This window comes from Nonomuraea sp. NPDC005650 (assembly GCF_040605375.1).
Classification (GTDB): Bacteria; Actinomycetota; Actinomycetes; order Streptosporangiales; family Streptosporangiaceae; genus Nonomuraea.
Genome location: NZ_JBEXCR010000019.1, coordinates 1 through 13,929, shown reverse-complemented (window position 1 = coordinate 13,929; position 13,929 = coordinate 1). Strand labels below are relative to the sequence as shown.

The 13,929-nt window shown below is 68.7% G+C and carries 16 protein-coding genes; 13 read left to right on the top strand and 3 right to left on the bottom strand.

Features of this window, described 5'->3' with window-relative positions:
• Nucleotides 1-2: 2 nt before the first annotated feature.
• On the bottom strand, nucleotides 3-293 hold the full coding sequence (locus ABZS69_RS30730) for a PLD nuclease N-terminal domain-containing protein (RefSeq protein ID WP_355378658.1): 291 nt from the start codon (nucleotides 291-293) through the stop codon (nucleotides 3-5).
• A gap of 414 nt (nucleotides 294-707) precedes the next feature.
• Here ABZS69_RS30730 and ABZS69_RS30725 point away from each other — a divergent pair, with 414 nt between their 5' ends.
• On the top strand, nucleotides 708-1,490 hold the full coding sequence (locus ABZS69_RS30725; protein ID WP_355378656.1) for a hypothetical protein: 783 nt from the start codon (nucleotides 708-710) through the stop codon (nucleotides 1,488-1,490).
• A 10-nt stretch (nucleotides 1,491-1,500) separates the two neighbouring features.
• Entirely contained in the window at nucleotides 1,501-1,743 is a 243-nt protein-coding gene (locus ABZS69_RS30720) for a hypothetical protein (RefSeq protein WP_355378654.1), read from the top strand.
• 138 nt (nucleotides 1,744-1,881) lie between these two features.
• Here the strand turns inward: ABZS69_RS30720 and ABZS69_RS30715 are convergent, their stop codons facing one another.
• On the bottom strand, nucleotides 1,882-2,103 hold the full coding sequence (locus tag ABZS69_RS30715) for a BldC family transcriptional regulator (RefSeq protein WP_355378653.1): 222 nt from the start codon (nucleotides 2,101-2,103) through the stop codon (nucleotides 1,882-1,884).
• Nucleotides 2,104-2,360: 257 nt separating this feature from the next.
• Between ABZS69_RS30715 and ABZS69_RS30710 the strand changes: the two genes are divergently transcribed.
• A complete protein-coding gene (locus tag ABZS69_RS30710) occupies nucleotides 2,361-2,579 on the top strand; it encodes a DUF4229 domain-containing protein (protein ID WP_355378651.1) in 219 nt (72 codons plus the stop codon).
• On the opposite strand, the gene ABZS69_RS30705 is transcribed toward ABZS69_RS30710, so the two are convergent.
• On the bottom strand, nucleotides 2,576-3,781 hold the full coding sequence (locus ABZS69_RS30705) for a hypothetical protein (RefSeq protein WP_355378649.1): 1,206 nt from the start codon (nucleotides 3,779-3,781) through the stop codon (nucleotides 2,576-2,578). The genes ABZS69_RS30710 and ABZS69_RS30705 overlap by 4 nt on opposite strands.
• A gap of 107 nt (nucleotides 3,782-3,888) precedes the next feature.
• Here ABZS69_RS30705 and ABZS69_RS30700 point away from each other — a divergent pair, with 107 nt between their 5' ends.
• From ABZS69_RS30700 to ABZS69_RS30655, 10 genes are all read left to right on the top strand, one after another.
• The gene (locus ABZS69_RS30700; protein WP_355378647.1) at nucleotides 3,889-4,605 is read left to right on the top strand and encodes a demethylmenaquinone methyltransferase; all 717 of its coding nucleotides are present in this window, start codon (nucleotides 3,889-3,891) and stop codon (nucleotides 4,603-4,605) included.
• Nucleotides 4,606-4,864: 259 nt separating this feature from the next.
• Nucleotides 4,865-6,103 (top strand): geranylgeranyl reductase family protein, encoded by a 1,239-nt coding sequence (locus tag ABZS69_RS30695; protein WP_355378646.1) that lies wholly within the window; start codon nucleotides 4,865-4,867, stop codon nucleotides 6,101-6,103.
• Between the two features lie 64 nt (nucleotides 6,104-6,167).
• Nucleotides 6,168-6,563: an NADH-quinone oxidoreductase subunit A gene (locus ABZS69_RS30690; protein WP_355378644.1), complete on the top strand. Its 396-nt coding sequence runs from the start codon at nucleotides 6,168-6,170 to the stop codon at nucleotides 6,561-6,563.
• A 3-nt stretch (nucleotides 6,564-6,566) separates the two neighbouring features.
• The gene (locus ABZS69_RS30685) at nucleotides 6,567-7,118 is read left to right on the top strand and encodes an NADH-quinone oxidoreductase subunit B (protein ID WP_185069987.1); all 552 of its coding nucleotides are present in this window, start codon (nucleotides 6,567-6,569) and stop codon (nucleotides 7,116-7,118) included.
• A 95-nt stretch (nucleotides 7,119-7,213) separates the two neighbouring features.
• On the top strand, nucleotides 7,214-7,819 hold the full coding sequence (locus tag ABZS69_RS30680) for an NADH-quinone oxidoreductase subunit C (protein ID WP_355379025.1): 606 nt from the start codon (nucleotides 7,214-7,216) through the stop codon (nucleotides 7,817-7,819).
• Nucleotides 7,816-9,141 (top strand): NADH-quinone oxidoreductase subunit D, encoded by a 1,326-nt coding sequence (locus ABZS69_RS30675; RefSeq protein ID WP_355378642.1) that lies wholly within the window; start codon nucleotides 7,816-7,818, stop codon nucleotides 9,139-9,141. The genes ABZS69_RS30680 and ABZS69_RS30675 overlap by 4 nt, the downstream gene beginning before the upstream one ends.
• On the top strand, nucleotides 9,128-9,865 hold the full coding sequence (gene nuoE, locus ABZS69_RS30670) for an NADH-quinone oxidoreductase subunit NuoE (protein ID WP_355378640.1): 738 nt from the start codon (nucleotides 9,128-9,130) through the stop codon (nucleotides 9,863-9,865). The genes ABZS69_RS30675 and nuoE overlap by 14 nt, the downstream gene beginning before the upstream one ends.
• Entirely contained in the window at nucleotides 9,862-11,151 is a 1,290-nt protein-coding gene (gene nuoF, locus ABZS69_RS30665; protein WP_355378638.1) for an NADH-quinone oxidoreductase subunit NuoF, read from the top strand. Before nuoE ends, nuoF begins: the two co-directional genes overlap by 4 nt.
• Nucleotides 11,148-13,535: an NADH-quinone oxidoreductase subunit G gene (locus ABZS69_RS30660; protein ID WP_355378636.1), complete on the top strand. Its 2,388-nt coding sequence runs from the start codon at nucleotides 11,148-11,150 to the stop codon at nucleotides 13,533-13,535. Before nuoF ends, ABZS69_RS30660 begins: the two co-directional genes overlap by 4 nt.
• The coding region (locus ABZS69_RS30655) for an NADH-quinone oxidoreductase subunit H (protein ID WP_355378634.1) at nucleotides 13,532-13,929 on the top strand (398 nt) is incomplete at its 3' end. The genes ABZS69_RS30660 and ABZS69_RS30655, both read left to right, overlap by 4 nt.

Sequence of the window (13,929 nt, the reverse complement as noted above, 5' to 3'; positions counted from 1 at the left end):
CCTCAGACGTCGTCGCCACGCATGCGGCGGTCGAGGTCGCGCAGGAAGTCGGGGTCGTCGTCCGGCCCCTTCGGCACGCCGGGCCCCGGGGGTACGGGCCACGCGGCGCGGGGGGCCCGGGGCCGTCCGCGCGCCATCCAGACCAGACCGCCGAGCACCGGGATCAGGACGACGATCAGGATCCACAGGGCCTTTGGCACGTTCCGCACCTCGTCTTCCGGCGCGGTGATCACGTCGAAGAGCGAGAAGAACCAGAAGACCACCAGCGCCAGGCCGATCAGTACACCTGCCATTCCTGAACTGTAAGCCATCCGCGACGTGATCGTGCTTCCCGATGTCCCATTTCGGGTGACTAGAGGAAGATGAGCGTCGTACCGTGGAGGCCGACGCGGCGAAGTGGCCGGACTCCACGGGCGTTGAGAGGTGCGATGGCCTTTTCTGACTCCAAGGCGTCTGGTGACAAGGGCAGGCATCGGCGTGGCCGTTGGTGGCGGCGTGGATCGTACCTTTTCTCGCGGCGCGGAGAGGCGCCCCCCGACGCGGAGCGCTCCGTCTGGTTCAATGCCCGTGAGAAGCCCTTTGAGAGCCGCGCGGACGCCAAGGCACGCAAGAGGCGGGCGCGCGGCGCCGACGTACCCAGAGGCCAGCCTGAGCGGGGCGCGGAGCGCGAGCGGGCGAGGTGGCCGGGTGACGAGCGGGGAGAGCGGATGGCATGGCCGGGCGACGAGGTACGACGGCCTTCGGGGACGAGCTGGGACGGGTTCGCCTTACGTGAGCGCGGCGAGCGGCTGCCGGCCGCCGTGGTCGAGCGCCCCCGCTACACCTGGTACGACTTCGAGATCGACGACCAGCCCAGGGCCCAGCCCAACCGGCCGGGAGTGCCGTCCATGGGCGACGGCCTGCGCCACTGCGGCAAGCTGGAGTCGATCCTGCACCGCCAGTGGGACGCCAGGCAGGGCCCGCCGTCGGCGGACGTCGTACGCGCCGTGGAGAGCCTGGCCCGCCTGCCGGAGCGGCTGAAGGAGAAGCTCGCGGCCGGCCTCGAAGGCATCTACGTCGGCCGCGGCGGCGTCCCGGACCTCGACGACATGGGCTACTTACGCGGCGCCCCGCTCCCGTCGGGCCGCGCCACCTGGGACATCTGCGCGGGCGCGTACGGCGACCGCAAGATCGTCGTGGGCGACCGCCCCTCACCCACCCCGGACGTGATGATGCACGAGGTCGGCCACGCCATCGACGACATCGACTCGGCGTACGGTGGCTGGGTCTCGGATTCTCCCGAGTTCGTCCGCCTCTACGACACGGCCATGCCGCTGCTGGCCTCGACCTTCCACCGCCAGGGCGGCGGGCTCGGGCGCAAGGAGTTCTTCGCCGACGCCTTCGCCGCCATCGCCGCCCGCCAGCGTCCGGCCCTCGTGGACATGCTCGGGGGAGACACGCGGATGGCGCTGGACATCATGCTCTTCTTCAACCGGCGCTACGGAATCTAGGTGATCGGACATGTACGTCATCCGGCTCGCGGACGGGACCCTGCGCGTGCCGCAGAGCCTGACCAGCGAAGACGGGCGTCTGATCGGGAACGCGTACGTCGAGGTGCAGCCCGATGATCCGGACTACGAGCAGTGGTTGCCGGAGGCGCTGACAGAGGAGGAGGTGGCCGAGCGCCGCAACCGATGGGAGAAGGAGAACGACGAGCTGGAGCGTGAGTTCCTGGCCTTCAAGGCTCAGCAGGAGGACGCCTGAGGCGATCAGACAGGCGCCAACCACGGTCGGCGGTTGGCGCGCCGCCTCATGCTGCCGGACTGAAGTGTGGCCGAAAGCACGCGAACAGCGGATCGCGCCGGCGGTGATCCTGCCGTCGCAGGATCACCGTCTGCACGGTCAGAGGCGCGGGGACTCACCTGCCGGCCTGTCGGCCGTCAAAACGTCCTCGCCTCGGAGAAGGGCGTGCACTTCCGACTCGCGGAACCGCCGATGCCCTCCGGGGGTGCGGATACTGCTGATGCGGCCTGCCGCAGCCCAGCGTGTAACCGTCTTTGGGTCTACCCGGAAGAGGGCGGCAACCTCTCCTGGGGTCAGCAGACGCTCGCTGCTACTCTCCACCAATCTCTCCCCCTCGCATCCCGCTTCCTGCCAGCGGGCGGACAGGTAACCAGTGTGTCGAGCGAAGCCTGATTTATCCGTGGTTTTCTGCAAAGATCACGGGTTGTTATCAGCTGACTGCCCGATTGTTATATGATAGAGCCTCTTTGGGGCTCTCGTGGGTGTTTCTTTACGAAACTCCCTGACTGGGAACAGTAGCATCGCTCGCGTTCGATGCGAAGAGCGACCGGTCCACGGGTCCGAGTAACCTCGAACCTGTGCGTCCTGTTCTCGTTTACACCCTGTCGCGCATCGGCATCTTTGCGGTCACCTTCGTGGTGCTGCTGCTGCTCGGCGTGCAAAACCCCTTCGCACTGATCGCTGTGTCTTTCTTGATCAGCGGCATAGCGAGTTACGTCCTGCTCAGCAAGCAGCGTGATGCTGTGAGTGAGCGCATCAGCAACAAGATCGACCGGCCGAAGCCGCAAGACGGCTAGGGCTGGGGGAACATGCCAATCCGGGCATGGTACTCCCGTCCGAGTCTGGTTGTGTCGCTACCGACAAGTAGTCCACTGCGATGCGCGTAAAACGCCTTCACGCCGATGCCGCGCTCCCGCGTGGGATTCCAACTGAGGGCCATTCCCGTAGTGGGATGAATGGCGCCGATCCCGGGGCGTGAGACCGCTCCGGGGCCGGCCGAGTCCCGCCCCTGCGGATTGTTCATCCAGCGCTGATGTCCGCCGACGTAGACCGCCGCGCCCGTGACGGAAACCGCGTAGAGCGAGTCGCCTCCGGTGGCGTTCACCCAGGTCGGCTTGATGGTGGCGCCCTTGGAGTACGTCTCGAACCTGGCGGCCGTGTCGCACATCCCGCCCTTGGGGCCGCCGGTGGTGACGACCGCGAAGTAGTGGCCGTCGGGCGAGAAGTCCAGGCCGCGCACGTAGGACGGGAACGAGCTCGCGCACGGGCGCGCGTACGCCTCGGTCCGCCAGGGTGCGAGCCTGGCGGTGCGCCCGCTGATGTCGATGAGCCCGAGCTGCGGCCTGGACTGGCCGTCGAGCGTGGTGAAAGAGCCGTCCACGGCGAGCCGGTAGTGGGTGGCGGCGAGCGCGTACACCTTCACCTGGGGCGTCAGCGACCCGCCCGGCGTGATGCCGAACGCCGGGTCGGCCGCGCCCGTGGTGGCGTCGAGCCGGGCCAGCGCGGTGCGCGGGCCGGTGAAGTCGCCGCCCACGTAGAGCTGCGAGCCCTGCCTGGCCAGCGTGGAGACCATGCCGCCGCGGATGCGCGGCGCGAAGCCGGTCACCATCGAGCCGTCGGAGAGCTTGAGCCGGGCCAGCGACCTTGCGGGCGAGTCGTTGACGCCGATGAACTCGCCGCCGACGTAGACGGTGCCCCGGTCGCCGGCGGCCAGGCCGTACACGGGGCCCGGGACGACCGGCGCGAAGCTCTCCAGGATGCGACCCGTGGTCAGGTCGTAGGCGAAGAGGTTGGAACGCGGATAGGCGGTGGTGCGGGTGGCGTCGCTCACTTCGCTGAACGAGCCGCCGACCACGACGGTGTCGCCGACGACCGTGATCGCGTTGACGATGCCGTCGAGCACGTGGGGCGTGCTGTCTACCGGGTCGGCCGAGACGACGCGGAAATGCGCCGTGGGAGCCGAGGCGATGATCGCCGCAAGGGCGACACGGGCAAGCATTCGCCAAGTTTTAGCAGACGTTCAGTAGTCTCGTGGCTACTTTCCGTTGAATGTCGTGTTCATGGCCGCCGGTACGGCCCCGGAGGGGGCTCCCATAGTCTTTGCCTATGACGCGCGCTCAATTGGACAAGCAGCCGGGCGAGGTCGCCGCGATGTTCGATCGCACCGCCCGGCGCTACGACCTGGTCAATGACGTGATCTCCCTCGGGCAGGTCAGGATGTGGCGCAAGGCGGTGGCCGCGGCCGTCGACGCGGGCCCCGGGGAGCTCGTGCTCGACCTGGGCGCCGGCACCGGCACGTCCACCGACGCGTTCACCACGCTGGGCGCGCGGGCCATCGCGTCCGACTTCTCGCTGGGCATGCTCCGCACCGGCGTGCGCCGCCACGGCGGGAACGCACTGTCGGGCGAGGGGGTGCCCTTCATCGCGGGCGACGCGCTGCGGCTGCCGTTCGCCGACGACGCGTTCGACGCGGTGACGATCTCGGTGGCGCTGCGCAACGTGCACGACACCGCGCAGGCGCTGCGGGAGATGCTCCGCGTCACCAGGCCGGGCGGCCGGCTGGTGATCTTGGAGTTCTCCCACGTGACGTACGGGCCCTTCGATCTGGTCTACCGCGAATATCTGATGAAGCTGCTGCCAAAAGTGGCCAAGGTGTTCGGCTCCAATGACGATTCCTACGAATATCTGGCTGAGTCGATCCGGGATTGGCCCGACCAGCGGAAGCTGGCCCGGACCATTCAGGAGGCCGGCTGGGAGCGGGTCGCGTGGCGCAATCTCACGATGGGCATCGTCGCCCTGCACAGAGGGTTCAAGCCGGCGTGAGACCACACGCGACACACCGTTCCTCTTGGATCACAGAACAGCACCCCGACTGCCACTATGTACTGGAAAAGCAGTAGACTGCGGGCCGACAAGTTTGTGAAGGGGTTCACAAAGGAACGAAGGCAGCACACCCCCGAGGCCTTCGAGCGTGTAGGACAGGACAGAGTCCAGTGACCGTGCCAACAGCCATTCGCCAACCGCAGGAGCTCGTCGGGAGAGAGCGACGTAGGAGCCAACGAGTGGCGAAGCGGGCGCGACCATGAACACAATCGACGCTGACGTCATCGTCGTCGGCGCCGGTCCCGCCGGCTCCGCGACCGCCTTCTACCTCGCTCAGGCCGGGCTCGACGTGCTGCTCCTGGAGAAGACCAGGTTCCCCCGCGAGAAGGTCTGCGGCGACGGCCTGACGCCTCGGGCGGTCAAGCAGTTGCTCAACATGGGCGTCGACATCGACGCCCCCGGCTGGGTCAGGAACAAGGGCCTGCGCGTCGTCGGCGGCGGCCATCGCTTCGACCTCGACTGGCCGCAGCTCGAGCGCTTCCCCGACTTCGGGCTCGTACGCACCCGCCAGGACTTCGACCAGATCCTCGCCGCCAACTCGGTCAAGAACGGCGTGCGGATGATGGAGGGCGTCACCGTCACGGGGCCCGTCCTCGACGACCGCAGCGGCCACATCGTCGGCGTGACGACCAAGGACGGCCGCGAATACCGCAGCCGCGTGGTGGTGGCCGCCGACGGCAACAGCACCCGGCTGGCCCTGGGCATGGGGCTGCACAAGCGCGAGGACAGGCCGATGGGTGTGGCCGTCCGGACGTATTTCGAGAGCCCGCGCCACGACGACGACTACCTCGAGATCTGGCTGGAGCTGTGGGCGGAGGAGAAGCTGCTGCCCGGCTACGGCTGGATCTTCGGCGTCGGCGACGGCACCGCCAACGTGGGCCTCGGGCTGCTCAACACCAGCGCGCAGTTCAAGAACATCGACTACCGCGACCTGCTGCGGACCTGGTGCAAGGCCATGCCTCCCGAGTGGGAGTTCACCGAGGAGAACATGACGGCCCCCATCCGCGGCGCCGCGCTCCCGATGGCCTTCAACCGGCAGCCGCACTACACGCGGGGCCTGCTGCTCGTGGGAGACTCGGGCGGGTCGATCAACCCGTTCAACGGCGAGGGCATCGCCTACGCCATGGAGACCGGCGAGATCGCCGCCGAGGTCATCGTGAAGGCCCTCAAGGCCACCACCCCCGCGGAGCAAGAACGCACCTTGCGGACATATCCTCAGGTGCTGAAGGACGCCTATGGCGGATATTTCACGCTGGGCAGACTGTTCGTCGAGGCGATCGGGAAGCCGGGCGTGATGGGCTTCGGCACCAGGCACGGTCTTCCTCACCCGAGGCTGATGCGCTTCGCCATCAAACTCCTTGGTAATCTCACCGACCGGCGAGGCGATGCGTCAGACATGATCATTAACGCTCTCTCGAAGGTCGCCCCACCAGCATGAATCTCAGAATTGTCAGATCCGGCTGCGCGCCCGCGCGCGTGGCGACTCCGGAGGAGGCGTAGCGATGGACCTTTACGTGCCCATCCTGGTGCTCGCCGTTCTCGCGGGGGGCTTCGCGATCTTCTCGGTCGCCATCGCTCCCTTCACCGGCCCCAAGCGCTGGAACCGCGCCAAGCTTGACGCCTATGAATGCGGCATCGAGCCGACGCCCCAGCCCGTCGGTGGTGGACGGTTCCCGCTCAAGTACATGGTCACCGCGATGCTCTTCATCGTGTTCGACATCGAGATCATCTTCCTCTACCCGTGGGCGGTCTCGTTCGCGCCGCAGACGAACGACGCCAAGCAGACGCTCTTCTCCGGCCTGGGGCTGTTCGGCCTCGTGGAGATGCTGCTGTTCATCGCTACCGTGCTCGTGGCCTACGCGTACGTGTGGCGCCGCAAGGGTCTGGACTGGGACTGAAAAATGGGACTTGAAGAGAAACTCCCCAGCGGGTTCATCCTCAGCACCGTCGAGGCGGCCGCCGGATGGGCGCGTAAAAACTCCGTGTGGCCCGCCACGTTCGGCCTCGCGTGCTGTGCCATCGAGCTGATGGCCACCGGTGGCCCCCACTACGACCTGGCGCGCTTCGGCATGGAGCGCGCTTCGGCGTCTCCGCGGCAGGCCGACCTCATGATCGTCGCCGGGCGGGTCTCGCAGAAGATGGCTCCCGTGCTGCGGCAGATCTACGACCAGATGGCCGAGCCGAAGTGGGTCATCTCCATGGGCGTGTGCGCCTCCAGCGGCGGCATGTTCAACAACTACGCGATCGTGCAGGGCGTCGACCACGTCGTGCCCGTCGACATCTACCTGCCGGGCTGCCCGCCGCGGCCCGAGATGCTGATCGACGCGATCGTGAAGCTGCACGACAAGATCCAGAACATGAAGTTCGGCGCCCACCGCGCCAAGCAGATCGAGGAGCTCGAGCTGCAGGCGCTGCGGCCGCTGCCGCTGATCGACCAGGGAGCCTCGAAGTGACCTCGCCCGACAACCTCCCCGGCAGCCCGGAAAGCGGGGAGACGCCCGAGGCAGCGGTTCCCGCCGTCCCCGAGCCGCCGATCGCGCGGCACGGCATGTTCGGCGCCGAGGACTCCGGTGACACCTCCGGCTACGGCGGCCTCGTCGTGCGCCGGGCGCCGCAGCTGTCGACGCCCCGCCCGTACGGCGGCTACTTCGACGAGCTCGTCGACGCCCTGGAGCTCGACGACGCCATCGAGCGCGTGGTCGTCGACCGCGGCGAGCTGACCCTGCACGTCAAGCGGGACCGGCTGGTCGAGGTCTGCCAGAAGCTGCGCGACGACCCGGCCCTGCGCTTCGAGCTCTCGCTGGGCGTCACCGGCGTGCACTACCCGCACCTGACGGGCGAGGAGCTGCACGCGGTCATCCACCTGTGCTCGATCACCTACAACCGGCGCGTGCGCGTCGAGGCCAGCGCCCCTGACTCCGACCCGCACATTCCATCGACCGTGGGCGTTTACCCTGGTCACGACTGGCATGAGCGCGAGGCGTACGACTTCTTCGGGATCGTCTTCGACGGCCACCCGGGGCTCACCCGGATCATGATGCCGGACGACTGGGAGGGCCACCCCCAGCGCAAGGACTATCCGCTCGGCGGCATCCCGGTCGAATACCGCGGCGCCACCATCCCCGCGCCCGACCAGAGGAGGAGCTACTCGTGAGCACCGCTTATGACGAGGCGACCGAGGGCAAGGTCTATTCGGTCAACGGCGGCGACTGGGATCAGGTCGTCACCGGAGCGCGCGACACCGAAGAAGAGCGCCTGGTCGTCAACATGGGCCCGCAGCACCCGTCCACGCACGGCGTGCTCCGCCTGGTCCTGACCCTCGACGGTGAGACGGTGACCGAGGCGCGCAGCGTCATCGGCTACCTGCACACCGGCATCGAGAAGAACATGGAATACCGGACGTGGACCCAGGGCACCACGTTCGTGACCCGCATGGACTACCTCTCGCCGATCTTCAACGAGACCGCCTACTGCCTGGGCGTGGAGAAGCTGCTCGGCGTTGAGGACCGCATCCCGGACCGGGCGCAGGCCATCCGCGTGATGATGATGGAGCTCAACCGGATCTCCTCGCACCTGGTCGCGATGGGCACGTTCGGCATGGAGCTGGGCGCGACCACGCCGTTCCTCTTCGGCTATCGCGACCGCGAGATGATCATGGATCTCTTCGAGTACATCACCGGTCTGCGTATGAACCACGCCTACATCAGGCCGGGCGGCGTGAGCGTCGACCTGCCCGCGGGCGCGGTCGACAAGATCGGCGAGTTCCTCAAGGAGATGCCCAAGCGGATCAAGGACATCCGCAAGCTCCTCGACGCCAACCCGGTCTACGTGCGCCGCACCAGGGACGTGGGCTACCTCGACCTGACCGGCTGCATGGCCCTGGGCATCACCGGGCCGATCCTGCGCGCCGCCGGCCTCCCGTGGGACCTGCGCAAGTCGCAGCCCTACTGCGGCTACGAGACGTACGAGTTCGACGTCGCCTCCGAGCGCGGCTGCGACGTCTACTCGCGCTACCTCGTGCGCATGAAGGAGATGGAAGAGTCCCTCAAGATCATTGAGCAAGCGCTTGACCGGATCGCCGGCCCGCTCAAGGGGGACCCGGTGATGATCGAGGACAAGAAGATCGGCTGGCCCGCGCAGCTCGCGCTCGGCCCCGACGGGTTCGGCAACTCGCCCGACCACATCGCCCACATCATGGGCACCTCGATGGAGGCGCTCATCCACCACTTCAAGCTGGTGACCGAGGGCTTCCGGGTGCCTGCCGGGCAGGCGTACGCCAGCATCGAGTCGCCCAAGGGCGAGCTCGGCGCCCACGTGGTCAGCGACGGCGGCACCCGCCCCTACCGCGTGCACTTCCGCGAGCCGTCCTTCTGCAACCTGCAGGGTTTCCCCGCGATGGCAGAGGGCGGCCAGGTCGCCGACGTGATCGCCGCGGTGGCTTCTATCGACCCCGTCATGGGAGGTGTGGACAGGTGAGCGAGCTCCGCGAGCGACCAATTGGACACAGCACGTCTCAAGTCATGAGCGCGCCGGAGGCGCGGTCATGACTTACTCACCGGAGATCCGGGAGCGTCTCGAGCGGGACGCCAAGGAGATCATCGGGCGTTACCCGAAGACACGCTCCGCACTGCTGCCGCTGCTCCACCTCGTGCAGTCGGAGGACGGCTACGTCTCCGACGACGGGCAGGAGTTCTGCGCGGAGATGCTGGGCATCAGCAAGGCCGAGGTCACCGGCGTCGCGACCTTCTACACCATGTACAAGCGCAGGCCCGCCGGCGACTATCACGTCGGCGTGTGCATCAACGCCCTGTGCGCAGTCATGGGCGGCGACGAGATCTGGGACGAGCTGTCCGAGCACGTCGGCGTCGGCCACGAGGAGACGACCTCCGACGGCAAGGTCTCGCTGGAGCGCCTCGAGTGCAACGCTGCCTGCGACTTCGCCCCCGTGATGATGGTCAACTGGGAGTTCTTCGACAACCAGACTCCCGAGTCGGCCAAGCAGCTCGTCGACGACCTGCGTGACGGCAAGGACGTGCGGCCGACCCGCGGCCCGAAGAAGCTCTGCTCCTTCAAGGAGGCCTCGCGCGTGCTCGCCGGCCTGCCCGACGACCTGGCGGGCGACGGCCCGTCGGCCGCCGGCCCCTCGCTGGAGGGCCTGAAGGTCGCCAAGGCCAACGGATGGAAGGCCCCCGAGGCATGAGCACCACTTTGACACCGGTCCTGACCGCGAACTGGGACCAGCCCAACTCCTTCACCATCGACGTCTACGGCGAGTACGAGGCGGCGAAGAAGGCGCTGGCCATGGACCCCGACGCGGTCATCCAGGCCGTCAAGGACTCGGGCCTGCGCGGCCGCGGCGGCGCGGGCTTCCCCACCGGCATGAAGTGGGGCTTCATCCCGCAGGGCGACGGCAAGCCGCACTATCTCGTCGTCAACGCCGACGAGTCGGAGCCGGGCACCTGCAAGGACATCCCGCTGATGATGGCCAACCCGCACTCGCTGGTCGAGGGCATCATCATCACGTCCTACGCGATCCGGGCCAACCACGCCTTCATCTACGTGCGCGGCGAGGTGCTCCACGTGATCCGGCGGCTGCAGGCGGCCGTGCGGGAGGCGTACGAGAAGGGCTACCTCGGCACCGACATCCTCGGCTCCGGCTACGACCTCGAACTGGTCGTGCACAGCGGCGCCGGCGCCTACATCTGCGGCGAGGAGACGGCGCTGCTCGACTCGCTGGAAGGCTTCAGAGGTCAACCGCGGCTCAAGCCCCCGTTCCCGGCCGTGGCGGGCCTGTACGCCTCGCCTACTGTCGTGAACAACGTCGAGTCGATCGCCAGTGTTCCCTCCATCATCGGCAACGGCGCCGACTGGTTCGCCGGGATGGGCACCGAGAAGTCCAAGGGCTTCGGCATCTTCTCGCTGAGCGGCCACGTCACCAGGCCCGGCCAGTACGAGGCGCCGCTCGGCATCACGCTGCGCGAGCTGCTCGACATGGCGGGCGGCATCAGGGCCGGCCACCAGATCAAGTTCTGGACCCCGGGCGGCTCCTCCACGCCGATCTTCACCGACGAGCACCTCGACGTGCCGCTCGACTTCGAGGCGGTCGGCGCCAAGGGCTCCATGCTCGGCACCCGCGCCCTGCAGATCTTCGACGAGACCACCTGCGTGGTCCGCACGGTGCTGCGCTGGACCGAGTTCTACGCCCACGAGTCCTGCGGCAAGTGCACACCCTGCCGCGAGGGCACGTACTGGCTCAAGCAGGTGCTCAAGCGCCTGGAGAAGGGCCAGGGCACCGAGGAGGACCTGGGCACGATCACCGACATCGCCGACAACATCCTCGGGCGTTCGTTCTGCGCTCTGGGCGACGGTGCGACCAGCCCGATCCACTCCTCGGTGAAGTACTTCCGCGAGGAGTACCTCAAGCACTTCGAGATCGGCGGCTGTCCGTTCGACCCGAAGAAGTCCACTCTCTGGGGTGAGCAGTGACAGTCGTAGAGACCGAGACGAACCTGGTGACCCTGACCATCGACGGGTTCCAGGTCAGCGTGCCCAAGGGCACTTTGATCATCAGGGCCGCCGAGCTGCTGGGCATCCAGATCCCCAGGTTCTGCGACCACCCGCTGCTCGACCCGGCGGCCAACTGCCGCCAGTGCCTGGTCGACATCCCCGACGCGGGCAACGGCCGCGGCTTCCCCAAGCCGCAGCCGTCGTGCGCGATCGAGGTCGCCGAGGGCATGGTCGTGGCGACGCAGCTCACCTCGCCGGTCGCCGAGAAGGCGCAGCGCGGGGCCATGGAGCTGCTGCTGATGAACCACCCGCTCGACTGCCCGGTCTGCGACAAGGGCGGCGAGTGCCCCCTGCAGAACCAGGCCATGTCGAACGGCCAGGGCGAGTCCAGGTTCCAGGAGCAGAAGCGGACCTTCCCCAAGCCGCTGCCGCTGTCGACGCAGGTGCTGCTCGACCGCGAGCGCTGCGTCCAGTGCGCCCGGTGCATCCGCTTCTCCGACCAGATCGCCGGTGACCCGCTCATCGAGTTCTTCGAGCGCGGGGCCAAGGAGCAGGTGCGCACCGCCGAGGGCAAGCCGTTCAACTCCTACTTCTCCGGCAACACGGTGCAGATCTGCCCGGTCGGCGCGCTGACCGGCGCCGCCTACCGGTTCCGGGCCCGCCCGTTCGACCTGGTCTCCACGCCGAGCGCGTGCGAGCACTGCGCCGCCGGCTGCGCCCAGCGCACCGACCACCGGCGCGGCCGGGTCACCCGCCGCCTGGCGGGCAACGACCCGCAGGTCAACGAGGAGTGGAACTGCGACAAGGGCCGCTGGGCCTTCACCTACGCCCAGCAGCCCGACCGGCTGAAGACGCCGCTGGTCCGCAACGAGGAGGGCGTGCTCATGCCGGCCTCGTGGCCGGAGGCGCTGGCGGTGGCCGCCGAGGGCCTGGCCAAGGCCCGCGGCAAGGCCGGCGTGCTGGTCGGCGGCCGGGTGACGGTCGAGGAGGCGTACGCGTACGCCAAGTTCGCCCGCCTCGCGCTGGCCAGCAACGACGTCGACTTCCGCGCCCGGCCGCACTCCGCCGAGGAGGCGCAGTTCCTGGCCCACGCGGTGGCCGGCAAGGGCATCGAGATCAGCTACACCGACCTCGAGAAGGCCCCCCACGTGCTGCTCGTCGGGTTCGAGCCCGAGGAGGAGTCGCCGATCGTCTTCCTGCGCCTGCGCAAGGCGTGGCAGAAGAAGGGGCTCAAGGTCACCTCGATCGCCCCGCTCGCCTCGCCCGGCCTGGCCAAGATGGGCGGCACGCTCATCCGCACCGCGCCCGGCGCCGAGGCCGACGCGATCGGCGACCTGGTCGGCACCCTGGCCGAGGGCACGATCGTGCTCGCCGGCGAGCGCCTGGCCACCGTCCCCGGCGCGCTGTCCGCCCTCCTGCGGCTCGCCGCCGCCTCCGGCGCCAGGCTCGCCTGGGTCCCGCGCCGGGCCGGCGAGCGCGGCGCGGTCGAGGCCGGCGCGCTGCCCAACCTGCTGCCGATCGGCCGCCCGGTCGACGACGAGACCGCCAGGGCCGAAGTGGCCAGGGCGTGGAACGTGGCCTCGCTGCCCGCCACCCCCGGCCGCGACACGACCGGCATCCTGGAGGCCGCCCGCAACGGCGAGCTGGACGCGCTGGTCGTGGCCGGCGTCGACCCCTACGACCTGGCCGACCCGGTGGCGGCGCTCGACGCGCTCGAGCACACGCCGTTCATCGTCAGCCTGGAGATCCGTGCCAGCGCCGTCACCGACCGCGCCGACGTGGTCCTGCCCGTCGCCGCGGTGCAGGAGAAGGGCGGCACGTTCGTCAACTGGGAGGGCCGGGGCCGCTCGTTCGAAGCGCCGCTCAAGGTGCCGGGCCTGCAGAGCGACCTGGCCGTGATCGGCAACCTCGCCGACCGGCTGGACGTCCACCTGGGCCTGCCGGACGCCAAGGCCGCCCGGCGCGAGCTGTCCGGCCTGGGCGCCTGGCGCGGCAGCCGCGTCACCGCCCCGCACACCGCCACCCGCGCCCAGGTCGCCCCGGCGACCGGCGAGGCGCTGCTGGCGACCTGGCACCTGCTGCTCGACGAGGGCAGGCTCCAGGACGGCGAGCCGTACCTGGCAGGCACCGCCCGCGCCGCCGAGGCGCTCGTCTCGGAAGGCACGGCGGCCGAGCTCGGGATCGCGGACGGCGACAAGCTCGTCGTCGGCCGCGCCGGAGCCGACACGGTGACGCTGCCCGTGCGCGTCGCCGACCTGCCGGACCGGGTCGTCTGGGTGCCTGCGAACTCCGGCGGCTGCTCGGTCACCCGTGATCTGCACGCGGTGGCCGGCGACATCGTCACCATCGGGAGCGCCTCATGACCCACGTTCTCGCGGCCGATCCCACCCTCGCCGACTTCGGCAAGGACCCGCTGTGGATCACCATCATCAAGGCCGTGATGCTGTTCGCCTTCCTGATGCTGGGCATCCTGTTCGGCGTCTGGTTCGAGCGCAAGCTGATCTCCAGGATGCAGAACCGGTACGGGCCCAACCGGGCCGGCAAGTTCGGCCTCCTGCAATCGGTGGCCGACGGCCTGAAGATGGGCCTGAAGGAGGACCTTTTCCCGCGGACCGTGGACAAGGTGCTCTACCTGCTGGCCCCGGTCATCATGGTGGTCCCCGCCTTCCTGGCCTTCTCGATCGTGCCGTTCGCGCCGATGGTCAACCTGTTCGGCGTGCGGACGCCGCTGCAGATGGTGGACCTGCCGGTGGCGGT